We start from the raw sequence: 24,731 nt of genomic DNA, 5'->3' as shown, positions 1-24,731 counted from the left end.
TCCTCTTCATCGTCCGCGTCGGCGGACGTCGTGTGATGGTGCGGGGAATCAGGTATGCCGTGCCAACAGCTGTCCGGGACGGCTGCGGGTGTGTACGGCGTCGGTGACCACCGCGACTCCGTTGACCCAGACATGGCGGGCCGCATCGGCGTAACCGTCGGGCAGAGACCAGGTGTCGGTGCGGGCGAGAATGCCGGGATCGATCAGCACCAGGTCGGCGTAGTGCCCCGCGGTGATGCGACCGCGTCCGGTGATCCCGAAGTGGTCGGCGACCTTTCCGGTCATCCGGTGAACGGCATCCTCCAACGTCAGCGTTCCGGCCGGGACGTGGTGGGCCAGATAGTGGGTGTGGCCGTAATAGAACAGCGGATGTCGGGTGCGGGCGGCCAGCGGTCCGGTGCATCGGGCGCTGAAGGCGTCGACGCCGAGGAGGAAATGGTCGTGTCCGATCGCCTCGGCAAGGTGATCCTCGGTGAAGAGCTCACCGAGGAGCTGGACGGATCCGAGATCCGGTCCGGCGGCGGACAGGATGTCGAAAAGGCAATCCCATTCGTCTTTTCCGTGCAGCTCGGCGATGCGCGGGAAGCTCAGGCCCTCCCACTCGGGGTGCGTCGCGCTCACTCCGAGCCGGACCCGATCCCACTGCCCGCGGTGGATGAAACGCCAGTAACGATCGGAGTCCGCGCGCACCCGTCGACGGATGTCGGAGTCGCCCAGCAATTCGGCGATGTCGGTGGCCGGTCTGTCCGCCAGCCATGGCGGCAACAGGCCTGCCGCCATGCCGATACCGTCGGGGTACGGGGTCATGTCCGCCAGCACTGCGCATCCGCGTTCACGTTCTGTGATCACGCGCTCGACGGCCTCCTGCCAGGCGCCCTCGGAGGCACCGGTTCCGTGCCGCACGTTCAGGTGTGAGATCTGCGCTCGCACGCCGCCGCGGTGCACGACGTCGAAGAACTCGTCCACCGCCGCGCCCAGTCCGGTATCGCGGTTGCGGATATGGCTGGTGTACATGCCGTTCCGCTTACCGCAGACCGATGCCAACTCAGCCAACTCGTCGGTATCGGCGAAGCGCCCGGATCCGTACTCCAAACCGCTGGAGAATCCGATGGCACCGGCCTCCAAGGCCTCCTCCAGCAGGCGGATCAGCTCGCTGCGTCGGTCGACACCGTCGTGGGCGGCGCGGGATGCCGCCGCGGTGCGCAACGCGGTGTGGCCGACGAACCAGAGCAGGTTCTGGGTGGTACCCGCGCCGTGCACGGTGTCGAGCAGTTCGCCGAAGGTACGCCAGCCGATCTTCTCGGCGTACCCGAGGGAAGCAAGTGCACTCTGTGCCGCGGGCACGTCGGCATCATGCAGTGGTGCGTAGGTGACGCCGCAGTTTCCGACCACCTCGGTGGTGACGCCCTGCCGGATGGTGCTGTGCGCCTCCGGATTACCGAGCACCGACCAGTCGGTGTGGCTGTGCGGATCGATGAAACCCGGTGTCAGGAGCATGCCATCGGCATTGACGGTGACGGTCGCCTCGTAGTGCGGGGACGTCCCGACATGGACGATACGGTCATCGACGATGCCGACATCGCACAACCGACCGGGCGCACCGGTACCGTCGATGACCCGTGCTCCTGTGATGAGGGTGTCGAGCATCGATATCAGAGCACCTTGCTCAGGAATTCGCGCGTGCGGTTCATCTGCGGCGCACCGAACAGATCCTGGGGAGCGCCGGTTTCGACGACTCTGCCGTCGTCCATGTAGATGACGCGATCGGCCACCTCGCGGGCGAAGCCCATCTCGTGGGTCACGACGACCATGGTCATGCCGTCCTGGGCGAGGCCCTTCATGACCGCGAGCACCTCACCCACGATCTCCGGATCGAGTGCTGAGGTGGGTTCGTCGAACAGCATGACTTTCGGTTGCATTGCCAGGGCTCGGGCGATGGCCACGCGCTGTGCCTGCCCGCCGGACAGCGAATCGGGGTACGAATCGGCCTTGCCTGCCAATCCGACCCGCTCCAGCAGCGTGTGCGCGCGCTGGGTTGCCTCTTTCCGATCACAGCCCAGGACACGCTGGGGTGCCAACGCGATGTTCTGCGCGGCCGTCATGTGCGGAAAGAGATTGAAATGCTGGAAGACCATCCCGACATCGCGACGGACGACCGCGAGATCAGTCCGCTTGTCCTGCGGGCCCAGTGCGTGCCCGTTGACGACCACACTGCCGTGCGTCGGGCGTTCCAGCCCGTTCATGCAGCGCAGCAGGGTGCTCTTGCCGGAACCGGAGGCACCGATGATGCAGATGACCTCACGAGGCGCGACGCTGCACGATACGCCGTGGAGAACCTCGTGATCACCGTAACTCAGTCTCAGGTCGCTGATCTCGATCATGTCGGCGGTCATGAGTGTGCTCCTGTCGGGGTGAGGGCATCGGTGACTCCAGGGGGCTGCACCCGTATGCCGAGGCGTCGTTCGTAGCGGCGGCCGGCGGCCGAGAGGGCGTAGCAGATGACGAAATAGCAGGCGCCGACGATGAGATAGGTCGCGATGGGTTCTGCCGTCAGTGAGCTGACGATATTGCCGGCGCGAGTGAGTTCGACAAGGCCGATCACCGCCACCAGCGAGCTGTCCTTGACCAGGATGACCAGGAATCCCACGCCCGGTGGCACCATGATGCGGGCCGCCTGGGGAAGAATGACCCAGCGCATCCGGGCCGGGTAGGACAGTCCGAGTGCGTGTGCCGCCTCGAACTGCCCGCGCGGGATCGCCTGGATGCTGCCGCGGACCAGTTCGGCGATATAGGCCGAGGCGAAGACCGACAGGGCGATGACGCCGGCCCAGTAGTCGGGCAGGCTGGCCCCCGGAACCAGCAGGGGGACGCCGAAATAGACGAAGAAGATGATCAGCAGAACGGGTATGCCACGGATCAGCGCGACGTAGACGGTACTGACAATCCGCAACACCTTGATGCTGCCCGTCGACATCAGGCCGAGTAGTAGTCCCAGGATAGATCCGAAAAGCAATGATAATAGGCAGATTTGGATGGTTACGACAGCGCCGTTGAGGATCAACGACAGATGCTGTAGGCCGAGTCCTTCGAACATCACGCCACCTTCCACTTGATGAATCGGGTCTCGATGAGCCGAGAAGAGCTCGCGATCAGCAGGGCGACGGCGAAGTACATCAGGCCACCCACGGTGAACGTCTCGATGGTGCGGAAGGTCGTCGACGTGATGCCCAGCATGGCGTGCATGAGGTCGGGAAGGGCCACCACCGACGTGATCGACGAGGCGAGGAACAACAGGATTGTCTGGTTGGTGATGGCGGGCAGCACGTTTCGCATGGCCGGTGCCAGCTGCACCTTCCAGAAGGTGTCCCGTCGGCTCAGGCCCAGGGCGGCGCCGGCCTCGGCAAGGCCCGCGGGCACCGATTCGAATCCGGCCCGGTAGATCTCGGCCATATAGGCGGCATTGTTGAGGGAGAGCGCCAAGACTCCGGCCGCCACCGGGTCGAGGTTGACGCCCGCCTGGGGGAGGGCGAAGTAGATGAGGTAGAGCTGCAACAGCAATGGGGTGTTGCGGATGATCTCGATATAGGTGGCCGCCGCGGCGCGCAGGGCCCGGACCGTGGATGACCGACCCGCGTAGAGCACCAACGCGAGGCCGCCGCCGCCGACCACCGCGGCCGCACTGACCGCGATGCTGATCAGCAGGCCGAGCAACAGGGGATGCAGATAGGGGATGAGGTCGCCGTAGTAGAGCTGCATGGCGGTCGGCTACTTGATCAGGTCCGGCACATCGACCCCGAGCCAACGTTTGTAGGAGTCGTTGGCGGACTTGCTGATGTTGTAGTTCATGATGAAGTTGTTGAGGTAGTTCAGCCACAGCTGATCACCCATCTTCGCTCCGAATGACACCAGCGACGGCGAGAGCGCCGGCGCGTCGAGTACTCGGACGGCGTCGCCCTGGCTGCGGCGGATATCGGCGACGACGGCCGTGCTCTCCATGAGGGCGTCGACCTTGTTGCTCCGCAGCGCCTGGATGGAGTCGGCCACGGCTTCGAAGAGACTTGCGCGCGCTTGCGGGAACTGGGTCTCCAGAATGGTGGCCGGGACGCTACCGCGGGTGGCGGCGACGGCACGACCGTCGAGATCGTCGTACGAGCGGATATCGCTGTCGGCCGGCACGACCACCAGCTGACCCTCCGACGCGTAGGGGCGGGTGAGCGCGACGACCTGCGCACGCTCGTCGAGATTGGTCAGGGCGGCGATGATGACGTCGACCTTTTGGGTCTCCAGCATGGGGATGCGACTGGCGTTGGTGGTGCTCACGTATTCGATTTCGGCGCCCAGTGATTCGGCCAGTGCGGTGGCCTTGTCGATGTCGAACCCCTCGTACTGACCCGAGCTGTTGAGCACCGAGTACGGGGGAGCGTCGGCGAAGACACCGATCGAGATCTTCTTGGAGGTAAGGACTTTCGTCAGTGTGCTCTCGCCGGCCTGGGCGGGTCCGTGCTGGCCGGACGAGGTGCATCCCGCAGCGGTCAGCGTGAGGGTGGTGGCGAGAACGGTGATCGCGACCCGAATGCGACGACGCATGACTCTCCTCTGATGGGTGTCGGATGGGAAGGCGACGGCCTGTGATCGGCAGCACGTCTTGGAACAGATTGGAGATTATCTATAATCTGTGATCGCCGCAACCCTGCGGTGAGCGGATTAGGATCTGAGTGCGCGGGACGACGGCCCGCGGAGCGGAGTGACGTCTAGTGATCGAGGCTGTGCAATCGTTGGCCGTAGCGGCGCCGGTGGTGTCATCGCGTCGTCACCAGGTGGCCGACTGGCTGCGTGAACAGATCGTCAAGGGCGCGCTGGCGCCGGGGGCCCAGCTCAAGCAGGATGTGTTGGCTGCCCATCTGGGGGCCAGTCCCGGACCGGTGCGAGAAGCGTTGCGGCAGTTGGAGAGCGAAGGGCTGGTCCATCACATCCCGAATCGGGGCGCCTTTGTTGCCTCGGTGAGCCCGGCGGAGTTGCTCGGCGTGCTGCTGCCGGTGCGGCTGGCGATCGAATCGTTCGCGGTCGAGGCAGCCAGCGCTGATCCCGATGTCGTGGCCGAGCTGGAGCGTGTGGTCGCCGCCATGGCAGAGGCGGCCGCAGCAGGCGATCTCGATGCGCTCAACGAATTGGATGTGGCCTTCCATGAGGCGATCGTGCGCAGCGCTCGGTCAGAGCATGCGATGCAACTCTGGGCCAGCGTGCAACCGCGGATCAGGATGCAGATTCACCGATTGGCCAAACGGCACACGACGCCCTTTGCGATCTTGGAGGAGCATCGGGTGCTACTGGACGCCATCACGAGCGCGGACGCGGCGGGACGTGTCGCGGCGTTGGACACCCATATCGTGGCCAGCGCCCGTGACCTGTTGGCGCGCGAGGAGGCCGACGGTGTCAGCTCGGTGTCGTCGTCTTCTTGAGAAGTAACGCCGGCAGGACGACCGTCGCCACCGCGGTGACCAGCCAGACGACCACGGTGGCCGCGATCCACGAGCCGATGCCGCTGATACTGATGCCGCTGGAGAACAGCGAGGCCAGGAACAGTGCGGCGAAGGTGGAGACCAGCCCGATTCCGCCGAGGAAGGCCGACGCGTAGCGGTTGGCCATCTTGAGGAAGAACGGGGACAGGATCGCCTGGGCGACGGTGAAGATCACCACCGCGGTCAGGAACCCGAGCGGTCGCAGTGTCACGCCGGAGACCAGCCAGGATGCCACCAACAACCCGATGGCCGACGAGCCCAGGAAGATGGCGATGCGCAGCAGGAATCTGACCACGTGCTGAGCCTAACCGCGGTGGGAGCGTTCCGCGGGCGCTGTGCGAACATAGGTGCCGCGCAGTGCGCCGGGGCGGTAGCTCAGTTGGTTAGAGCCGGGGACTCATAATCCCTTGGTCGCGGGTTCGAGCCCCGCCCGCCCCACTTCAATGGGTGCTGTTCAAGATCGAATCTCGGAACTCAGCGCTTACTCATCCTTCTATGACGGTCTACTCAGGTCGTACGGCCTGCCGCCATGCCTTACGCACCGCGATGAGCGCTTCGGTTACTGAGACAGTTAGGCGGGTCTGCCCGGCCAGTTGCGCCTGCCACTCGGCGTCCGTCGGGGCTCGGTCGAACATGTGCTGAGTCGGTGTCTTATTGGTCGGTCCGTACCGCCGAAACAGGGCGGCGGCGTCTGCGTCGATGGCGCCGAGTCGGCTCAGCGCCCACAGGTCCCAGAGGTCGCGGGCCGCGTGTCGGTCCGTCCATGTTGCCGTCTTCGACGCCGCGAACGCGGTGAGCGTGGGCACAAGTAGTTCAGCCGCGGGTGCATCGGCATAGCGCTGAAACAGATCGCGGCGTTCCGTCGGCCAGACCACCCGGTCGCGCGCCGATAGCAGTTGAAGGCGAACCGCGCGCCCGTCCGAGGGGCGCAACAGCACTGGCAGGGTGTCTGCGGTAGCACTGAGTGCGGGTTCCACGGTCAGCCTGCCGTGGGTGCGCGCGACGGCGCGCGGGAGTGCGGAGTCGAGCTCGTTGGCCAGCTCCTTGCGCCTGCCGACGGCGATGAGGTCGATGTCCTCACTCAGCCGTCCGTCGGGGAGGAAGGTGCGGGCCAGGGCGGTGCCGCCGATGAAATGGACTCGGTCACCGAACTCACGGCTGAGGAACGCGAGGATATGGGAGATGAGGTGGTCTCGCTCGACCTGCTCGGCGGATACGCCGAACTGCGTTGCTATCAAGTCGCGTTCGTCAGGATCCATGATCAACTCGCGCCCAATCCTCCGCCCGGCGCAGGGAGGCAAGGCGGCGTTGTTCGGTGGCGAGCTGACGCAAACGGTGTGGATCCGCTCGTGCGTAGAGAACTTCGACGGCGGCCGGTACCTCGGCTGCGCTGTCGCCGAGGGTGGGACGGTGCGCGAGATCCAGGATTGTCTGTTCGGGGGTCGTCGTCAGTGTGGGGCCCAGGTCAGTGCGGATGCGTTCGACGTCCAGCGCTGCGGTGTTGCGTTGGACGAACCGAACGACCGCCGGCCGGTCGGTGAGCCTGATCGGGCGGTGTTGGCGGGGTACCGCCACGATGGCGGTTGCCAAAGCGCGGGGGATAGCGCCGTGTAGACGTGCGGCGCTGAGTCCCATGACGGCGATGTCGTCATGGCCGTAGATCGTGGTGGCGATCCCGGCAGCGGCGGCTTCCAGATCAGGAATCCATCTGCGGCCCAGCATTTCTTGGGGGATGACGACGTAGTAGCCGTTGGCGAGGCGATGGAGCAGGCCGTGTTCGTGGAGCCGCGCGATCTCGGGACCTGGGTACGCGTAGGTGTCCTCGGCCTGCCCGGTGCGGAAGGTGCGCAGTGGGCGCGCGGCGAGCACGGTGGGAACCGCCGTGCTGTGTTGCCTTGCCATATTTCACCTCCTCCAGTATGCGAATCATAGGCTGATAGCCTACAAAATGCATATTCAGAAGCTTGACCGCACGCAGGCTGCGCGCTCAGCGACAATCACGCGCGGCATTTCAAATCCGCGCAGGGCATCGTTGCCGACTTCATCGCGGTGAGCCGCGCCATTTCCTGCCTCGGGGGCGCAGGGAACAGAAATCGCGTCGGCCTGCCGGCGGGCATACCCGCGACGACCCCTGCCCGCCAGATCGATGACCCCGGTCAAATTCGGTGGACACGTCCTACCCGGGTGGTTACCTTCGTCGCTCGAAGACACGTATGTCCGAGCGAGGTGAATCGATGACGGTCCGAGGAACGGCAGCCGACGCAGGTCGGCCGTCCCGCGCACGCACCCAGACCGAATCAATCGCAAGGAGTACCCCTCGTGGACCTTCCACGTATCTTCACCATTCGCGAAAGCAGCCACCGCATCCACAACCCGTTCACCGCTGACAAGCTCGCCGCCTTGGGGCAGGCGCTGCGTCTGACGCCAGAGACGCGCGTGCTCGACCTCGCCAGCGGGTCGGGTGAAATGCTTTGCACATGGGCGCGCGATCACCGCGTCACGGGGACCGGCGTCGACATCAGCACGGTGTTCACCGAGCAGGCCCGGGCCCGTGCCGCTGAACTCGACGTCACCGACCGGGTCACGTTCGTGCGCTCCGACGCCTCCGGCTTCGTGTCGCCGAAGTCGGTTGATCTTGCCGCCTGCGTCGGCGCCACTTGGATCGGAGGTGGCGTGGACGGCACCGTCGAGCTGCTGAACCGCAGTCTTCGTCCCGGCGGTGTGATGCTGATCGGTGAGCCGTACTGGCGTCATGAGGTGCCCAGCACGCACATCGCCACGGCATGCGGTGCGGGTGGCCCGGGCGACTTCCTGGTCTTGCCGGAGCTGATCGAGCGGTTCGGCGGTCTCGGATTCGACGTCGTGGAAATGGTGTTGGCCGATCAGGACAGCTGGGACAGGTACCAGGCGGCGCAGTGGCTCAACCTCCGCCGTTGGCTCGATGACAATCCACGCGACGAACTGGCCGCCGAGGTACGCGCTGAGCTGTCCACCGACCCGGCCCGCTACACGCGGTATCAGCGTGAACATCTCGGGTGGGGAGTCTTCGCACTGATGGCGCGCTGACGCCGCCACAGGCGCGGGTCCGAGCCGCCTACGGCCGGACCCGCGCTCTTCCCGCCCCGCACCAATCCTGTGGATCAGCTGCTAAATCCCTGTGAGCGAGGCTCTTTCGGGCGCGGCGATATCTGTTGTGGACTCCGACCCCATACCGTAGTGTCAACTAAGTTTATTAGCGTTCCTAACGGGATTGCCGCTGCCGGCATCGGTCGACGCTGATGAAAGGGTAACGGATGCAAAGGGTTTCCCTCGGAAGCCACTTGATGCGGCGATGGCCGTACGTCACGGCGGTCGTCGTCATCGCGATCGCAGGATTCGCCGTCTACCGCCTACATGGCGTCTTCGCATCGCAGGATGTCGTCTCCACACCCAACGGTGCTGCGGACCAGATCGTCCCGTTCAACCCCAAGCACGTGGTGTTGGAGGTATACGGCCCGCCCGGAGCCGCGGCCACCATCACCTATCTCGATGTCGACGCCCAGCCGCAGCGCGCCGACGACGTCGGCCTGCCGTGGGCCTACGACGCGACGACAACCCAACCCGCCGTCTTCGTCAACATCACTGCCCAGGGCACCGGCGACTGGATCGGCTGCCGCATCACCATCGACGACGAAGTCAAAGACCAGCGAACCGCCGACAACGTCAACGCCTTCACCTATTGCTTGGACAAGTCCGGATGAGCAGCAATCGCATTCCCGATTTCCTCCGCCGGTACTCCGTGCTCATCGCGCTGTTCTGGCTCGCCCTGGCCGTCGTCACCAACGTTTTCGTCCCACAGCTGGAGACCGTCGCCGAACAACACAACGTCTCGCTGAGCCCCAAGGACGCACCCTCGCTGCAAGCCAGCAAGCAGATCGGCAAGGTCTTCCAGGAGTTCGACTCCGACAGTTCGGCGATGATCGTCCTGGAGGGCGACCAACCGCTGGGCGCCGAGGCGCACCACTACTACGACGACCTGGTCGCCAAGCTCTCGGCCGACACCACACACGTCCAGCACATCGACAACTTCTGGGGTGACCCGCTGACCGCGGCCGGCTCCCAGAGCTCCGACGGTAAGGCCGCGCTGGTCCAGCTCTACCTGGCCGGCAACCAGGGGGAGTCGCTGGCCAACGAATCCGTCGACGCGGTGCGCGATATCGTCGCCGACAGCCCGCCGCCGGAGGGCCTGCGGGTGTACGTCACCGGCGCGGCACCACTGGTCACCGATCAATTCGAGGTCGGCCGGCATGGCACGCTGAAGACCACCATCATCACGCTCTTGGTCATCGCGGTCATGCTGTTCTGGCTCTACCGCCGCCTCACGACGGTGTTCCTGGTGATCTTCACGGTGATGATCGAGCTCACTGCCTCACGCGGCGTGGTCGCGGTGCTCGCCAACGCCGGGATCATCGAGTTGTCGACGTACTCCACCAACCTGCTCACCCTGCTGGTCATCGCCGCGGGCACCGACTACGCGATCTTTCTGCTCGGCCGATTCCACGAGGCGCGCTACGCCGGTCAGGATCGTGTACAGGCGTTCAACACCATGTACCACGGCACCGCACACATCATCTTGGGCTCGGGCCTGACGATCGCCGGGGCCGTGCTGTGTCTGACCTTCACCCGGCTGCCGTACTTCCAAAGCCTGGGTGTCCCGGCCGGAACCGGTGTGCTGGTCGCCGTCGTGGCCGCATTGACCCTGGCGCCCGCACTGCTGTCCATCGGCAGGCATTTCGGGCTTTTCGAACCGGCCCGCCCGATGCAGACCCGCGGGTGGCGGCGGATCGGCACGGCGATCGTCCGGTGGCCCGGGCCGATCCTGGCCGCCACCGTCGCCATCGCGCTCATCGGTCTGCTTGCACTCCCGCAGTACAAGACAAGCTACGACGCCAAGCCTTACCTGCCGGCGAGCGCTCCCGCCAATGTCGGCTACACGGCCGCGGCGCAACACTTTTCGCAAGCCAGACTCAATCCCGAACTGCTGATGATCGACACCGACCACGATCTGCGCAATTCCACCGACATGATCCTGCTGGAACGGGTGGCCAAGGCGGTCTTCCACACCGACGGCATCGCCCAGGTCCAGTCGATCACCCGACCGCTGGGCACGCCGCTGGATCACACCTCGATCCCGTTCCAGATCAGCGCGAGCAGCGCATCACAGATCAACAATCTGCCGTTCCAACAGGCCCGTGGCCAAGATCTGCTCAAACAAGTCGATGTGATCAATAATTCGATCGACATCCTGCGCCAGCAGTACGCGCTGCAACAACAGTCCAGCGCCGTCACCGACGCCCAGTCCAAGGCCTTCGAGCAGACCGTCCAGACCGCCGAGGATCTGCGTGACAAGATCGCCAACTTCGACGACCAGTTCCGGCCGCTGCGCAACTACTTCTATTGGGAACCGCACTGTTTCGACATCCCGATGTGCGCGGCGATCCGCTCACTGTTCGACGCCCTGGACGGTGTCGACGCCCTCACCGACCAGCTGAACAACGTCTCGGGCAGTATCGCCCAGCTCGACGCGCTCCAACCCAAGCTGTTGGCCCTCATCCCGCCGCAGATTCAGAGTCAGGAAACCAACCGCGATCTGACGATGACCAATTACGCCACCACCTCGGGGCTCAACGATCAGGCCGCGGCCGCACTCGAGAACGCCACGGCACTGGGCAAGGCGTATGACGCATCCAAGACCGACGACTCGTTCTACCTGCCGCCAGAAGCCTTCACCAATCCCGAATTCGTCCGCGGCATGAAGCTGTTCATGTCACCGGACGGCAAAGCGGCCCGCATGATCATCACCCACGATGGCGATCCCGCCACGCCCGAAGGCATTTCGCATATCGACGCGATCCGGCACGCTGCGCAAGAGGCCGTGAAGGGCACCCCGCTGGCCGGTTCGAAGATCTATCTGGCCGGTACCGCCGCCACCTACAAGGATATTCAGGACGGCGCCAAGTACGACCTGATGATCGCGGCAATCGCGGCACTGTCGTTGATTCTGCTGGTGATGGTGTTCATCACCAGGAGCATCGTCGCCGCACTGGTCATCGTCGGCACGGTGGCGCTGTCACTGGGCGCATCGTTCGGTCTGTCGGTGTTGATCTGGCAGGACATCCTGGGCACCGAATTGTTCTGGATCGTGTTGGCGCTGGCCATCATTCTGTTGCTCGCGGTCGGCTCGGACTACAACCTGCTGCTGATATCGCGGTTCAAGGAGGAGATCGACGCCGGCTTGAACACCGGCATCATCCGCGCGATGGGCGGATCGGGAGCGGTGGTGACGGCCGCCGGTCTGGTGTTCGCGGCCACCATGGCGTCCTTCGTGTTCGCCGATCTGAAAATCCTGGGACAGATCGGTACGACGATCGCGCTGGGATTGTTGTTCGACACGCTGATCGTGCGGTCGTTCATGACGCCGGCCATCGCCGCGCTGCTGGGCCGGTGGTTCTGGTGGCCGCTGCGGGTGCGGCAGCGCCCGGCCAGCGCGACGGTCCGGCCGCGTTCATCGGTGCAGCAGCTGCCGCTCTGGGAGGACGGCGATCCGGTGGTGTCTAGGACGTGACGGTGATGCCGTCGAGCGTGCGCTTCAACCGCGCGACGCGGCGCAACTGAGCCGCCATGTTCATCGATGTGAGCATGGGGATACCGCCGATGAAGGTACGGAACGACGGATTGCCGCCATGCACGTGAAGCTCATACAGGCAGCCGACCACATAGAAGAAGCCCATGCAGAACAGCGTCGCGGGGATCGCCAGCGCCAGGGGAGAGCGTGCGTCGGCGACCAATTCGCGCGCGTAGTCGTATTCGTCCCGGGTGATCGGCTCGCGCTTGCGCACCTTGGCCAGGACCGCCTTATGGGCACCGACCTGTTCACCCATCGGGTGCGGTGTCCGGTTCTCCAGGCGGGTGATGTAGACGAAGACGCAGGCGGCGAACACCGCCGCCATGATGCCGTCGAGGATTGTCAGCTCGCCCCAGATCATCGGTAGCCCCTCCTACAGTCCGAGATGTAGAAGGTTACCTTAGCTAACTGTGTAATCCCTGCGAGTGCGATCACCCAGCCCATACGTCCTCGACGTAATGGTCGGAGGCCACCATCGCCTCCAGCCAGTCGCGTGCCCCGTCGTCATCGGCACCGGTGCGGGCCCGGTAGATACCCCGAAACGCCTCGCGCACAGCCGGAGCCATCTTCGCGCCGTCACCACACACGAAGACGTGGGTGTCTTTGGCGGGATCACCGATGAGGTCCCAGACATCGTCGGCATCGGCGGCAATCCGATCCTGCACATAACGCACACCGGCCTGGGGAGCCCGTGAGAACGCCGGCCGCATCGCGACGATGCCCTGCCGTTCGGCATCCTCGAACAAATCGCGGAAGATGTAGTCGACGTCGGGATCGCGGACGCCGAAGAAGCACAGCGCCGGCGAGAAGGGGGCGCCACTCTGCTTGGCCGCCAGCCGATCCCCGAGAAAACCGCAGAACGGTGCCACCCCGGTGCCCGCACTCACCAGAATCACGTTCTTCTGCGGGTCCGCCCCGGCGCGAAACGCCTGTCGGGCAGGGTCGACACGGGCACGGATGCACGAGCCAGGGGGGATATCAGCCAGATGGTTGGACGCAACCCCCTTGAAGAGTCCGCGACCGGATCGTGCCGGGGCATCCAGCACGCTGACGATCAGCGCCACCTCCTTCGGAGACAGCCGTGACGATGACGCGATGGAGTAATGGCGCGGGGTCATGGGTTCCAGCATCTCGAGCAGCTCGGCTCCGGTCAGCGCGCACGCGGGGAACTCCTGCAGACACTCGATCGGGCTGAGCGGGCAGGGCTCGTCGGACTCGGCCAGTTCCTGGAGGCGTTCCTGCTCGGGGCGACATGGGTTGGCGGCAGCGAGTTTTCGCAACTGGCTGCGAGTGGCCGGCTTACGTAACTCGACGAAGTGGGTGAGCAGTTCACGGACGCTGACTTCACGGTCGAGTGCGATCAATCGCCGCGACGTGCGACGCGGGTTGATCGACAGCCGGAGCTGCGGGTCGATGCCGAGCAGGTTGATCGCCGCTTCTACCGCCTCGGGGGGATTATCGGCCAGTACGGTCAGATGATCGCCGGTGGAGTAGTCGATGTCGTCGGGAAGTGTCACACGGACATATCGTTTGCCCTGGCCCAGCGAGTTGTCATCGCTGACAAGTTCGTCGTTGAGTACGACGGTCATCGGGGTCACCGCAAAGCGGGCGTCGATCGCGGAGGTGATCGGTCCGGTGATGAGGGTCAGGTCGTACAGCGGTTCGTTGCCGTCGGTCAGCGGTGCGGCATCCGGATCACCGAATAGTTCGGACATTGCCGACCACAGTGACGACGTGAACTCCTCCAGCACACCGGTCAGGTCACCCGAGGTGTCTGCCGCGCCGCGGGGAACCAACGCCTGGCCGCCGAGCTCGGTCAGCCTTTCGTCGATGGCGATCGGCACCGCCTGGTAGGTCTCGGTCCAGTTGTGGTCTCCGACGCCGAGGACGGCGAAGCGGGTGCTGTCAGACACGGTCGCCTGGTCACCGAACAGCCAGGTGGTGAATTCCTTGGCATCGTCGGTGGGTTGCCCGTTGTATGACGACGCGACGATGAGGATGACATCGGCGTCGGGCAGTCCGTGTGCCGCATCGTCCAGCGGTCCCACCGTTGTGGTGCAACCGATATCGGCCGCTTCCTCGGCGAGCTGGGCGGCCAGGGCCCGACACGTGCCGAGGTTGGACCCGTGCAGCACGGCCAGTGTCGTGCCGGCCCGAACCGGCGAGGACGCGCCGTCGGATGGCGTCGGTATCGTCACCGCAGCCACACTCGGGGTGCGCTCGGCGGCGGTCCGCCGGACCAGATCGACCTCGAAGCCGACCGGTCGTCGACTCAGCGAGCTTTCCCATTGCAGGACATAGTGTTGCGAGTCCACCAGGCGATACCGGTGCACCAACCGCGCGATCAGCATGGTCGCCTCGTGGAGGGCGAACTGCCGCCCGATACAGGAGCGTGCTCCGGTGCCGAATGGTTTGAACAACGCCGCCGACCGGCCGGCTGCCCGATCCGGATCGAACCGGTCGGGATCGAACAGCTCGACGTTGTCTCCCCACTGCGGCTGGCGGTGCAGTGCGCCGACCAGTACGGTGGCGGCTTCGCCGGCCTTGATCGGGTACTTTCCGCCGATGACGGTGTCCGCCAGAGCCATCCGGTCGAAGGTCAGAACCGGTGGAGACAACCGCAACGTCTCGCTGATGGCCTGCCGCAGGTAGCCGAGCTTGCCGATATCGTCGTAACTGGGTAGATGGTCATCAGCGGCTCCGAACACCGCGTCGACTTCGCGGCGCACGCGGTCCAGCACCGCCGGGTGGTGGATCAGGTTGTAGACGGTGTTGGGCATGAGCTCGGACGTGGTGAGTTGCCCAGCGATCAGGAACGTCATGATCTGATTGCGAATGTTCGCGGTGTCGAGCGTCGGTCCGCCATCGTGTTCCAGCATGACGTAGAGCAGGTCCGCACCGGTTCCGGTGGCGCGGTGCCCGGCGATCAGCTCGTCGAAGTAGTTGTGCAACCGTGTTCGGCCGGTGATGAATTCTGCTGTCTCACCGTGGTTTACCGCCTCGGTCAGCGAAGACATGAAGCACTGGGGGATCGGCGCCAGCCCGTCGTGGTCGAATGAGTCGAACCGGGCGCCGAAACCGGCCAGTGCCACGGTATCCATCGCCAGCTTCTGCAAGTCGTCGGAGACGTTCACCCGGCTCTGACCCACTCGGGCGTCCCACCGGCTGATCAGCTCGGCGTTGATGTCCAGCATCGCCTCGTGGTAGTTACGCAATCCGGCGTAGCTGAACCCCGGAAGGAGGACATCGTGCGCCTTCTGCCAGTTCGGTTCCCCGTGATACGCGGTGAACAGTCCGTCGCCGGCCAAGGGGCGCACGCGGTCCAGGGTCTGGGTGATGTTCTTGGCGAATCTCGCCTCGTCGCAGACCTCGTCGACGAGATCCATCGAGCAGACATAGAGCTTGCGGAAACCGTTGAAGTCGGCATAGAAGATGGGCCCGTAGCGCTCGCCCAGCAGGTCGATCGGCAGCGCGTACGGCCGCCCGGCCAGCTCGGCCCCGGCGGGCAACGGGTGTCCCTCGGCGGAGGCGATGCCGGCCAAAGTCGGCGGCAGCGACGGCACGAATTCGGTCATTCACGCAGCGTAAATCCTCATCCTGACCTTGCCGTCAATAATCGGCAATCAGCTCAGTCGTGCTTGCCGAGACCCTTCGCCATGAAGTCCCCGATCGAGAGCACCGCCCGCCGACGCGACATCAGCCGGGTCTGGACCAGCAGGAACAACCGGTTCGGCAGGCTCGGCACGATCATGTGCTTGCGGCCGACCGCAGCGAACACCCGACGGACCACATCCCGCGGCTCGGAGATGAGCCACTGCGGATACCGGTCGAACATGTCGCCCTGGGTGTTCATCAGCCCACCGATCATCACCAGGACATCGACACCGGTGCCGCGCAGCTCGTACCACAATGCCTCACCGAGGCCGATCTGGAAGGCCTTATTGGCGCCGTAGGCGCCGGTGAACGGGCTTGACGTGAGGCCCACCCCGGAGGCCACCAGGATGATCGATCCGCCTCCGCGGCGGCGCATCTGGTTGCCGAACACATGCACCAGGTCGGTGTAACCCCGGGAGTTGATATCGATCATCCGGCGGTGGGTGTCCAACGGCATGTCCAGGATCCTTGGCGTCTCCGGAGGGGTGAACATGTGATTGCACACAAGCACATCGACATCGATGCCGTCGGCCGCGCGCTCGATGCGGGAGATGGCAGCCGGGTCGGCTATATCGCACGCCACCACCACAACGTCGACGCCGAACTCGCCGCGTAACTCGGCAGCGCGTGCGGACAGCTCATCGGCGAGGATGTCCACCAGGATCAGATTGAGACCCTCGGCGGCCAACTGTCGCGAAAAGGCATATCCCAGGCCCACATCGCGGGCCGCACCGGTCACCAGCGCCCAGCCGCCGCGGTAGGCGCTGATACGTGATCGGCGCAGCGGTTTCAGACGTCTCCGGTGTGCCGGTGCGCGTACCATCTGACTCTCCTCGGGTGGCCTGTGCCGTCGAAGACACAGTGTCCGTGACACGCGAGCCGTGGGGTGCGGTTTCGCCGATGCTACTTGTCGGACCCTGTCTTTAGGATCGTGGTATGCCTCCTCCGACAACGCCTTACGCCGCTGAGGTGGTGAATTCGGTGTCTGATCGGTTGTCGGCGCTCTATGACGAGGCTGCTGAGTTGGTGGGTCAGCGTAATGCTCTTGATGGTCGGTTGGTGGAGATTGTCGCCGAGATCGATGGTGGTGATGGGCCGTCGTTGTGGGGTCATACGGGGTGTCGGTCGCTGGTGGAGTTGGTGGCGTGGCGGTTGGGGATGTCACCGCGCAACGCTCAGGTGATGGTGGCGATTGCCCAACGCCTGGAGGTGTTTCCGCGGTTGGCGGCCACTTTGCGCCAGGGGCAGATGTCGCTGGATCAGTTCGGGGTGATCGCCGAGCATGCCGCGGATGGTTCTGATGATCATTACGCCGAGTTGGCCGAGACCGCGACGGTGACGCAGTTGCGCACGGCGGTCAAGCAGGAGCCGCGCCCGAAGCCGCAGCCGCGGGATGGTGCGGTGCGGTCGTTCAGTAGGCATGAACACGATGGGTGTACGACGTATCGGATTCGGTTGCCGAAGTTGGAGGCGGCGAGGTTCGATGCGGCGTTGGGTGCGCACAAGGAGGGGTTGGTCGCCGACTGGCGACGCGACCACGATGATCCTGACAGTCGGGATGGTGTGGAGGTGCCGCCGTTCCCGGACATGGTGGATGCGTTGATGAGTGTGGTCGAGTCCGGCTGGGATGTCGAAGCGGCGGCGCGTCCGCATGGGGCGAGTACCACGGTGGTGGTGCATTACGACGTGGAGAAGGGGTCGGCGGCGCTGCATCTGGGGCCGGTACTCGCGGAGTGGGAGCGCCAGTTCCTGTTGTGTGATGCCAGTTGTGAGGTGTGGTTGGAGCGTCATGGCACGCCGATGGGTGCGGGGCGTAGTACGCGGACGATCAGTCGTCGGTTGCGGCGGGCGTTGGAGCATCGCGATGGGATGTGTGCGGTGCCTGGGTGTGGGGCGACGCGGGGTTTGCATGCTCATCATTTGGTGCATTGGGAGCATGGCGGTGCCACCGAACTGGACAATCTGGTGTTGTTGTGTCCGTTTCATCATCGGTTGCATCACAAGGGGGAGATCACGATTGTCGGTCCGGCGGATCGGCTGGTGGTCACCGATTGTGATGGTCGCCGGTTGACCGGGGCGTCGCTGGCCCGCCCACCGACCGGGCCGCCGCCGGATGTGCCCCCGTGCCGCGGCCCGTCGGGGGAGCGGGCCCAATGGATGTGGTACACCCCCTTCGAACCCCCTCCGGCGCAGGACAATTAGCCGGGCGCGAGGTCGATAGGCGCGGTCAGTCCAGGCCGGCCAACGCGGCCCGGGCGGCCTCCAGCTCGGCTTCCAGTGCCGCGACGCGGGCAGCCTGCTGCGTGCGCGCCTCTTCGATGACGGCGTCGATGGGCGTCGATAGATCCTCGTGCAATTCGCGCGCTGCGCGCGACACCGCCGCCGCGGCAACGGCCAGGCCGCGTGTCAGGTAGGTACTGCCCTGTTTGAGTTCGGCGTGCCACTCACCATCGGCGGTGCCGGTGACCGTCAGCGTCAACTCCAGCGTCTTGGCCTTCCTGCCGGCCCGCTTGACCGGCGCCTTCTTGGGCGCCTCGGTGCCGACCTCGTCGGCGGGGGAGGCCAGATCGGACGGCATATCGGTGGTGACGGTGTCGAAAGTCATTGCTAAGGTGAATCCCTCCCGGTTGTCGCCCGCGGGACGGCGGGCCGGTTGCACCACCGATTAGAACACACGTTCGACCTCTCTGGTGGCAAGGGGCGCCCGCCACGCCGAGGAGGGTGATTCAGGCGGGTCGCGCCCGCTTCTCGGCATACATGAGCTCGTCGGCGGAGGCCAGCCACTCGTCGAGGGATCGGTCGACGCCGAAGGGAACCCGGATCGGGCCGATGCTCGCCGAGACCAGATACGACCGCTTCCCGGAATCGTTGAATCTGGCTATCGCCGCAGCCATCCTTGCCCTCAGGGCCGCCGGGTCACTCTCGGAACCGGTTGTCAGCACACAGAACTCGTCGCCGCCCATCCGTGCGAGGATGTCGGATTCGCCCAGCGTCGTACGTAGCACCGTGGCGAGATCGGCGAGCAGGGCGTCGCCTGCGATGTGGCCCAGGGTGTCGTTTACGAGCTTGAGTCCATCGGCATCGATGAATCCCAGGGTGCAATCCAGCCCGTCGCGCCGCGCGGCGCGCAGTGTCGGTTCCGCCAGCAGGTAGAACCCGCGCCTGTTGGTCACGCCCGTCAGGTCGTCGGTGTGCGACAGGTGCAGAATCGCGTCATTGGCGCGCTCCAGGTCCGCCGTTCGGTCCCGGACGCGTTGTTCCAACTGTTCATACATCTGCACGTTCTCCATCGCCACCGAGGTTGCATCGGCCAACGACTGCAGCAGCCATACCTCGTGCTCGGTCGGGAGTCGTTCCGCCGCCCAGTAGTTCCCGATCGCGCCGACCGGGTTCAGTCGGCGTATCGGCACCATCGCCAGACTCGTGACGAAGGTAGGCAGGTACGCGGCGTGCGGGATGCGGTCATCGGAGTAGATGTTCTGGATGACCGCCGGCTGCCGGTGGGTCATCACCCACCCACTGATGCAGTTCTCCAGCGGGAACCGGCCGCCCTTCCGCAGCGGCGTGATGGCATCCTCATCCGCGTAGTGACACATGTCCCCGTCCCTGAGGACGAAGGTGGCGCCGTCGCAACCCGTCAACTCCCGGGCGGCGGCCTGAACGATCCGCTGGATATCGGTCAGACTTCGCGCCAGCGATAGTTCCTGCACCGCCTGCAGCAGTCGCTCCACCGCATGCGTGTCACCGAGGCGACGGTCGTCGGGTGCGCTCATCCTGCCTCCATCCGGACCCCCATCCGTGAAGTGGCGCACACCTGCGGGTCGTTTCAAGATCGTACTCCGCGCGGCCGGGTTTCCGTCATTTGCTGGACACTTCGCTGAACCGGCACGGAAGGGCCGACTCCGAGGTAAGTGTGCATTTAATGGCGGTATTCGGGCTCCACCACTCTGGTAAAAATCCTTTGCTGACCGGGTTTTCGGCGCGCCGGGTGCACGCTCGGCTCAGACGGAGACGGTTTCCTGTGGTGCCGCCGGGGGAGAAGTCCGCGCGGGACGCCGGATCAGCTGGGGCCACCAGAACCACTTGCCGAGTAGCGCGGCGATCGCCGGTGTCATGAACGAGCGGATCACCAGGGTGTCGAACAACAAACCCAGGCCGATCGTCGTGCCGACCTGTGCCGCCACCACCATCTCGCTGACGAACATCGACATCATCGTGAACGCGAAGACCAGCCCGGCCGCGGTCACCACCGATCCGGTGCCGCCCATCGCCCGGATGATCCCGGTGTTCAGTCCGGCGTGCACCTCTTCCTTCATGCGTGCGACCAACAGCAGGTTGTAATCCGCGCCGACGGCCAGCAGCACGATCACCGCCATCGCCATCACCATGAAGTACAGCTCGATGCCCAGGATGTGCTGCCAGATCAGGATCGACAGGCCGAACGACGCCCCCAGCGAGATCACCACGGTGCCGACGATCACCGCCGAGGCCACCAGACTGCGCGTGATCAGCAGCATGATGATGAAGATCAGGCTCAGCGCCGCGACCCCGGCGATGATGAGGTCGTAGTTATTGCCCTCCTGCATGTCCTTGAAGGCCGAGGCGGTGCCGGCCATGTAGATCTTGGACCCCTCCAGCGGCGTGCCCTTGATCGACTCCTTGGCCGCGGTTTTGATCTGGTCGATCAGCTTGATGCCGTCCGGGGTCAGCGGGTCATCGGCGTGAGAGATGATGAACCGCACCGATTTTCCGTCGGGGGAGATGAAGCTCTTCATACCGCGCTTGAAATCCTCGTTGTTGAAGATGTCCGGCGGCAGGTAGAAGGTGTCGTCGTTCTTGGCGTCGTTGAACGCCTCACCCATGGCGCTCTGGTTCTCCGACATCTCCATGCCCTGATCCTGGATGCCCTTCTGGGTCTGGTACATCCGCAGCATCATGTCCCGCGAGGACTCCATCGACTGGATCTGTGCGGGCATGACCTCCAGCATCTGCGGCATCAGTGCGGCCATCTGATTCAGGTCGGGCAGGACCTCCTCGAACTGCGTCGTCAACCGGTCGGTGCCGTCCAGGGCGTCGAACACCGATCGCATAGACCAGCAGATCGGGATGTTGTAGCAGTGCGGTTCCCAGTAGAAGTAGTTACGGATCGGCCGGAAGAAATCGTCGAAATTGGAGATGTTGTCCCGCAACTCGGCGATGTCGACGGCCATTTCGTTGGACTTGGTCACCATGCTCTGCGTGGTGGCGCTCATCTCCGTCATCAGCGCCATCATGCTTTTCATCGTGTCGACGCTGGACTGCATATCGTCGGCCTGGGCCAGCATGTTGGCGAACATGTTCTCCATGTACGCCTTGTTCATCTGCTGGCTGGCGCCGCTCATGCTCATCTGCGCCGGGATGGTGCTGAACTCCAGCGGCTCACCCTGCGGTCGGGTGATGGCCTGCACGTTGCCCACGCCCGGCACCGCGAAGATGCCCTTGGCGATCTTGTCGATCACCAGGAAGTCCGCCGGATTGCGAAGGTCGCGATCGGTCTCGACGAGCAGCACCTCGGGGTTCATCCTGGCCACCGAGAAGTGTCGTTCGGCCGCGGCGAAACCCTCCTGGGCGGGCAAGTTGTCGGGCAGGTAATTGCGGTCGTTGTAGTTGGTGCGGTAGCCCGGCAGCGCCACCAGGCCGATGAGGCACAGTGCGATGGTCGCGAACAGGACCGCGCCCGGCCACCGCACGACACCGGCGGCGATGCGTCGCCAGGTGCGGATGCGCATGGCGCGCTTGGGCTCGAGCACATTGCGGAAGCGGCTGGCGACGCTGATGATCGCGGGCCCCAGCGTCAGCGCCGTGAGCACGACGGTCGCCATGCCGAACGCCATCGGTATACCCAAGGTCTGGAAGTACGGCAGTCGGGTGAAATGCAGGCACAGCATGGCGCCGGCGATCGTCATACCCGATCCGAGCACCACATGCGCGGTGCCGTGGAACATCGTGTAGTAGGCCGATTCTCGGTCCTCGCCGACCGACCGGGCTTCCTGATATCGGCCTATCAGGAAGATGGCATAGTCGGTGGCCGATGCGACCGCCAGCGTCACCAGCATCTGGGTGGCGAACGTCGAGAGTCCGATCAGTTCGTGGTAACCGAGGACAGCGACCACGCCGCGGGCCGAGGACAGGCTCAGCACCACCATCACCAGCACCAGCAGTGTGGTCACGATGGAGCGATAGACCAGCAGCAGCATTGTGATGATGACGACGAAGATGACGCTCTCGATCACCTTGACGCTGCGGTCGCCGGCGATCTGCTGATCGGCCACCAGCGCCGACCCGCCGGTGACGTAGACCTTGATCCCGGCCGGCGGCGGCACCGCGTCGACGATCTGTTTTGCCGCCTCGACCGATTCGTTCGACAGCGCCTCACCCATGTTGCCGGCCAGGAACACCTGGACGTAGGCGGCCTTACCGTCGGCGCTCTGGGCGCCGGCCTCGGTGAGCGGATCACCCCAGAAGTCCTGGACATGCTCGATGTGGCGGGTGTCGGCCTCCAGGCGGTCGACCAGATCGTTGTAGAAGTAGTGCGCGTCGGCGCCGAGCTTCTCCTCGCCCTCCAACACGATCATGATCTGGCTGTCCGAGCGGTACTCGTCGAAGACCTGACCGATGCGCTTGCTAGCGATCACCGACGGCGCGTACTCGGGGCTCATCGACACCGAGCGCATCTGTCCGACGGTCTCCAACGGCGGCACGGTGGCGCTGATGACGCCGACCACGGCGATCCAGCCGATGATGACCAGCACGGCGTACTTGCGGATGAACTTGGCGATGCCGCCGCGGTTTTGCTGGGGAGTGACGACCGTCGCCGCCGAAGAGTCGGGCACGTCCGGTCTCTCCTCCTGACATGTTAGAGGTGCTTCGTTCTTACCAGATTTGGCCGCGATTCGGCAGGACAGGCTGCCCTAACCGGTGGTGCTGTGACGGCAATCTCGTCTTCGCGCGGCGGCGGAAACAAGTACCCCGCTACTCACCACCGGGAACCGCGACGGCGGCAGAGTCGATGCCGTGGCGCCCTGCAGCGCCACGGTAGGCCGGAAGGGGTTCCATGTACAGCCGCTCCATGTACAGCGTGGTGACCACCATCCCGGTCGGCAGTCATCCCCGAGATCTGGTGATCGCGCCCGACGGGAACACCATCTACGTGGCGAACGTCAACAGCTCCGATGTATCGGTGGTGTCCAGGGCCGAGGACACCATGCTGCGCACGGTCACCCTGAACTCGGATCCGGTGTCGATCGTCGTACACCCCGATGGCGACCGGGTCTACCTGGCGCGCCCCGGTGACGGGTTCATCTCGGTGATCGACACCGTCTCCGGCACCGTCGTCGCCGATATCGCCCAGGACCCGCAACCGGTGTCGCTGGCGATCGCCCCCGGCGGAGAGTGGCTCTACGCGGTCTGTGACTCCGTCGGCGCGATCAAGGTGTACCGGACCGATTCGATGACCGTGTCGGCGACGATCGCCGTCGGGGCCGCGCCGCGCAAGGCGGTCGTGAGCCCGGCCGGTGACAGCCTGTGGGTGGCCAACAGCGGCTACTCCCACCGCTGCAACGGCACGGTGTCGGTGATCGACGTGCGCGCGGGCGCGGTGACCGCGACCATCCCGGTCGGCAACGAGCCCGCAGCGGTGGCCATCAGCCCCGACGGAGCGACCGTCTACGCCGGAGCGGGGTCGCCGGGCCGGGCAACCGTGGCCGTCATCGATGCGCGATCGCGCACCGTCACCGATATGGTTGCGGTCGGTTCGGGGCCCACCGAGATCGCCGTCGGCCCGGACGGTGCGACGGTGTTCGTCGCCAACCGTGGCGATGGCACGGTATCGCTGCTCGACGCGGCCACCAGGACCGTCATCCGCACCATGAAGGTTGGTGGAAACCCGTCGGCCATCTCCGTGCACCCCGACGGCGATGTGGTCTACGTGGCGACGGGAAGCAGCAACAGCATCGCGGTGCTGGCCGAACTGAGCGCCGAAACCTATGGCGTCGAGCACTTCTGGCGTCAGCGCAGGGTGGCCAGCTGATCGATCTGATCGGTCGGCAGCACGCCGTCGGTGATGGCGCGCACCGAGAGCAAACTCAGGTTGATCGCTCCGCTGTGGTTGTCCAGGAACGCGGTGTCGGCGGCATCGCGGCCGGTGGCGATCCGGACCAGACTCTCCCTGGGCGCCAACAGGGTGGCGTCGACCACCCGCCACTGACCGTCCACGAATGCCTCGGCGACGGCGTGGAAGTCCATGGGATACAGACCCGGTGCGTACACCGAGACCAGCCTCGCGGGCACCTTGACCGCACGCAGCAACGCCACCACCAGATGCGCATAGTCGCGGCACACGCCGGCGCCGGCCAGCATGGTGTCCACCGCACCGTCGATCGGGTCGCTGGAACCCGGGACGTACTGCAGGCGGCGGCCGACCCAGCCGGCAATGCGCTCCAAAAGCTCGGCGGGCTCGGCCTGATCGCCGAATTCGGTACCGGCGAAACCGAACAGCTTGTCCGCCTCGGCATATCGGCTGGGGCGCAGATACACCGAGAGGTCGTGATCGGTGACCGGCGGCGGATCGGCGTAGCCGATGACGGTGGCCGAATAGTCGACCCGTAGATGACCGGTGCCCACGTCGAATTTGTGGATGCGGTTGCCGTGGGTTCCGGTGATCTCCTGGGCCTGGATCGGTTGTCCGTCCAGAGCGAAGCTCAGCGACTCGTAGACCTCGGCGCCCGGGTGCGGCGCCACCGCGATCTGGAATTCCAGCGTGGTGGGGGCGGTGATGTCGACCTCGAGCTCGGCACCGACATCGCGCTTCATGGACCGATCATGCGGCAGAAGCGGCCATTGTGCGAATCGAGGAC

Annotated in this window: 21 protein-coding genes and 1 tRNA gene; 7 read left to right on the top strand and 15 right to left on the bottom strand. The window is 65.0% G+C overall.

The window, feature by feature from the left end:
* Nucleotides 1-48 precede the first annotated feature (48 nt).
* Genes PGN27_RS05345 through PGN27_RS05325 form a run of 5 tightly spaced genes read right to left on the bottom strand, consistent with a single transcriptional unit; the run spans nt 49 to nt 4,587 of the window.
* A complete protein-coding gene (locus PGN27_RS05345) occupies nt 49-1,647 on the bottom strand; it encodes an N-acyl-D-amino-acid deacylase family protein (protein WP_335325151.1) in 1,599 nt (532 codons plus the stop codon).
* A gap of 5 nt (nt 1,648-1,652) precedes the next feature.
* Entirely contained in the window at nt 1,653-2,393 is a 741-nt protein-coding gene (locus PGN27_RS05340; RefSeq protein ID WP_335325150.1) for an amino acid ABC transporter ATP-binding protein, read from the bottom strand.
* On the bottom strand, nt 2,390-3,094 hold the full coding sequence (locus tag PGN27_RS05335; protein WP_335325149.1) for an amino acid ABC transporter permease: 705 nt from the start codon (nt 3,092-3,094) through the stop codon (nt 2,390-2,392). Before PGN27_RS05335 ends, PGN27_RS05340 begins: the two co-directional genes overlap by 4 nt.
* Nucleotides 3,094-3,756 carry an amino acid ABC transporter permease gene (locus PGN27_RS05330; protein WP_335325148.1) on the bottom strand — a complete coding sequence of 221 codons (663 nt, stop codon included), beginning with the start codon at nt 3,754-3,756 and terminating at the stop codon, nt 3,094-3,096. The genes PGN27_RS05335 and PGN27_RS05330 overlap by 1 nt, the downstream gene beginning before the upstream one ends.
* A 9-nt stretch (nt 3,757-3,765) precedes the next feature.
* Nucleotides 3,766-4,587 carry a transporter substrate-binding domain-containing protein gene (locus tag PGN27_RS05325; protein ID WP_335325147.1) on the bottom strand — a complete coding sequence of 274 codons (822 nt, stop codon included), beginning with the start codon at nt 4,585-4,587 and terminating at the stop codon, nt 3,766-3,768.
* A gap of 167 nt (nt 4,588-4,754) precedes the next feature.
* On the opposite strand from PGN27_RS05325, the gene PGN27_RS05320 reads away from it, so the two are divergent.
* Nucleotides 4,755-5,459 (top strand): GntR family transcriptional regulator, encoded by a 705-nt coding sequence (locus PGN27_RS05320; RefSeq protein ID WP_335325146.1) that lies wholly within the window; start codon nt 4,755-4,757, stop codon nt 5,457-5,459.
* On the opposite strand, the gene PGN27_RS05315 is transcribed toward PGN27_RS05320, so the two are convergent.
* A complete protein-coding gene (locus PGN27_RS05315) occupies nt 5,434-5,814 on the bottom strand; it encodes a phage holin family protein (RefSeq protein WP_335325145.1) in 381 nt (126 codons plus the stop codon). The genes PGN27_RS05320 and PGN27_RS05315 overlap by 26 nt on opposite strands.
* Before the next feature lie 69 nt (nt 5,815-5,883).
* On the opposite strand from PGN27_RS05315, the gene PGN27_RS05310 reads away from it, so the two are divergent.
* Nucleotides 5,884-5,957, top strand: a tRNA-Ile gene (locus tag PGN27_RS05310).
* A gap of 65 nt (nt 5,958-6,022) precedes the next feature.
* Here the strand turns inward: PGN27_RS05310 and PGN27_RS05305 are convergent.
* Nucleotides 6,023-6,778, bottom strand: a complete 756-nt coding sequence (locus PGN27_RS05305; RefSeq protein WP_335325144.1) for a nucleotidyl transferase AbiEii/AbiGii toxin family protein — start codon at nt 6,776-6,778, stop codon at nt 6,023-6,025.
* Nucleotides 6,768-7,421 (bottom strand): type IV toxin-antitoxin system AbiEi family antitoxin domain-containing protein, encoded by a 654-nt coding sequence (locus PGN27_RS05300; RefSeq protein WP_335325143.1) that lies wholly within the window; start codon nt 7,419-7,421, stop codon nt 6,768-6,770. The genes PGN27_RS05305 and PGN27_RS05300 overlap by 11 nt, the downstream gene beginning before the upstream one ends.
* 417 nt (nt 7,422-7,838) lie before the next feature.
* Here PGN27_RS05300 and PGN27_RS05295 point away from each other — a divergent pair, with 417 nt between their 5' ends.
* From PGN27_RS05295 to PGN27_RS05285, 3 genes are all read left to right on the top strand, one after another.
* Nucleotides 7,839-8,585 (top strand): SAM-dependent methyltransferase, encoded by a 747-nt coding sequence (locus PGN27_RS05295; protein WP_335325142.1) that lies wholly within the window; start codon nt 7,839-7,841, stop codon nt 8,583-8,585.
* 227 nt (nt 8,586-8,812) lie between these two features.
* The gene (locus tag PGN27_RS05290; RefSeq protein WP_335325141.1) at nt 8,813-9,259 is read left to right on the top strand and encodes an MmpS family transport accessory protein; all 447 of its coding nucleotides are present in this window, start codon (nt 8,813-8,815) and stop codon (nt 9,257-9,259) included.
* Nucleotides 9,256-12,123, top strand: coding sequence for an MMPL/RND family transporter (locus PGN27_RS05285; RefSeq protein ID WP_335325140.1), 2,868 nt, complete (start codon nt 9,256-9,258; stop codon nt 12,121-12,123). The genes PGN27_RS05290 and PGN27_RS05285 overlap by 4 nt, the downstream gene beginning before the upstream one ends.
* On the opposite strand, the gene PGN27_RS05280 is transcribed toward PGN27_RS05285, so the two are convergent.
* From PGN27_RS05280 to PGN27_RS05270, 3 genes are all read right to left on the bottom strand, one after another.
* Entirely contained in the window at nt 12,113-12,544 is a 432-nt protein-coding gene (locus PGN27_RS05280) for a hypothetical protein (protein WP_335325139.1), read from the bottom strand. The two genes, PGN27_RS05285 and PGN27_RS05280, sit on opposite strands and share 11 nt — an antisense overlap.
* Before the next feature lie 70 nt (nt 12,545-12,614).
* On the bottom strand, nt 12,615-15,758 hold the full coding sequence (locus PGN27_RS05275) for a bifunctional cytochrome P450/NADPH--P450 reductase (protein ID WP_335325138.1): 3,144 nt from the start codon (nt 15,756-15,758) through the stop codon (nt 12,615-12,617).
* 53 nt (nt 15,759-15,811) lie between these two features.
* Nucleotides 15,812-16,660 (bottom strand): SDR family NAD(P)-dependent oxidoreductase, encoded by an 849-nt coding sequence (locus PGN27_RS05270; protein WP_335325137.1) that lies wholly within the window; start codon nt 16,658-16,660, stop codon nt 15,812-15,814.
* Nucleotides 16,661-16,773: 113 nt separating this feature from the next.
* Between PGN27_RS05270 and PGN27_RS05265 the strand changes: the two genes are divergently transcribed.
* Nucleotides 16,774-18,039, top strand: coding sequence for an HNH endonuclease signature motif containing protein (locus PGN27_RS05265; protein ID WP_335325136.1), 1,266 nt, complete (start codon nt 16,774-16,776; stop codon nt 18,037-18,039).
* Nucleotides 18,040-18,064: 25 nt separating this feature from the next.
* Here PGN27_RS05265 and PGN27_RS05260 read toward each other — a convergent pair whose 3' ends face one another.
* The 3 genes from PGN27_RS05260 to PGN27_RS05250 form a co-directional block, all read right to left on the bottom strand.
* Complete coding sequence (locus tag PGN27_RS05260) at nt 18,065-18,442, bottom strand: DUF6319 family protein (RefSeq protein ID WP_335325135.1); 378 nt, start codon at nt 18,440-18,442, stop codon at nt 18,065-18,067.
* 121 nt (nt 18,443-18,563) lie between these two features.
* A complete protein-coding gene (locus PGN27_RS05255; protein WP_335325134.1) occupies nt 18,564-19,610 on the bottom strand; it encodes a GGDEF domain-containing protein in 1,047 nt (348 codons plus the stop codon).
* A gap of 228 nt (nt 19,611-19,838) precedes the next feature.
* Nucleotides 19,839-22,709 (bottom strand): MMPL/RND family transporter, encoded by a 2,871-nt coding sequence (locus tag PGN27_RS05250; RefSeq protein WP_335325133.1) that lies wholly within the window; start codon nt 22,707-22,709, stop codon nt 19,839-19,841.
* A 221-nt stretch (nt 22,710-22,930) separates the two neighbouring features.
* Here PGN27_RS05250 and PGN27_RS05245 point away from each other — a divergent pair, with 221 nt between their 5' ends.
* Nucleotides 22,931-23,905, top strand: coding sequence for a beta-propeller fold lactonase family protein (locus PGN27_RS05245; protein WP_335325132.1), 975 nt, complete (start codon nt 22,931-22,933; stop codon nt 23,903-23,905).
* Here the strand turns inward: PGN27_RS05245 and PGN27_RS05240 are convergent.
* Nucleotides 23,884-24,687, bottom strand: a complete 804-nt coding sequence (locus PGN27_RS05240) for a transglutaminase-like domain-containing protein (protein WP_335325131.1) — start codon at nt 24,685-24,687, stop codon at nt 23,884-23,886. The two genes, PGN27_RS05245 and PGN27_RS05240, sit on opposite strands and share 22 nt — an antisense overlap.
* Nucleotides 24,688-24,731 lie beyond the last annotated feature (44 nt).

It is taken from the genome of Mycolicibacterium neoaurum, from assembly GCF_036946495.1.
GTDB lineage: Bacteria > Actinomycetota > Actinomycetes > Mycobacteriales > Mycobacteriaceae > Mycobacterium > Mycobacterium neoaurum_B.
Note: the sequence above shows the minus strand (reverse complement) of the source record. Positions and strands in the feature narration are given on the sequence as shown.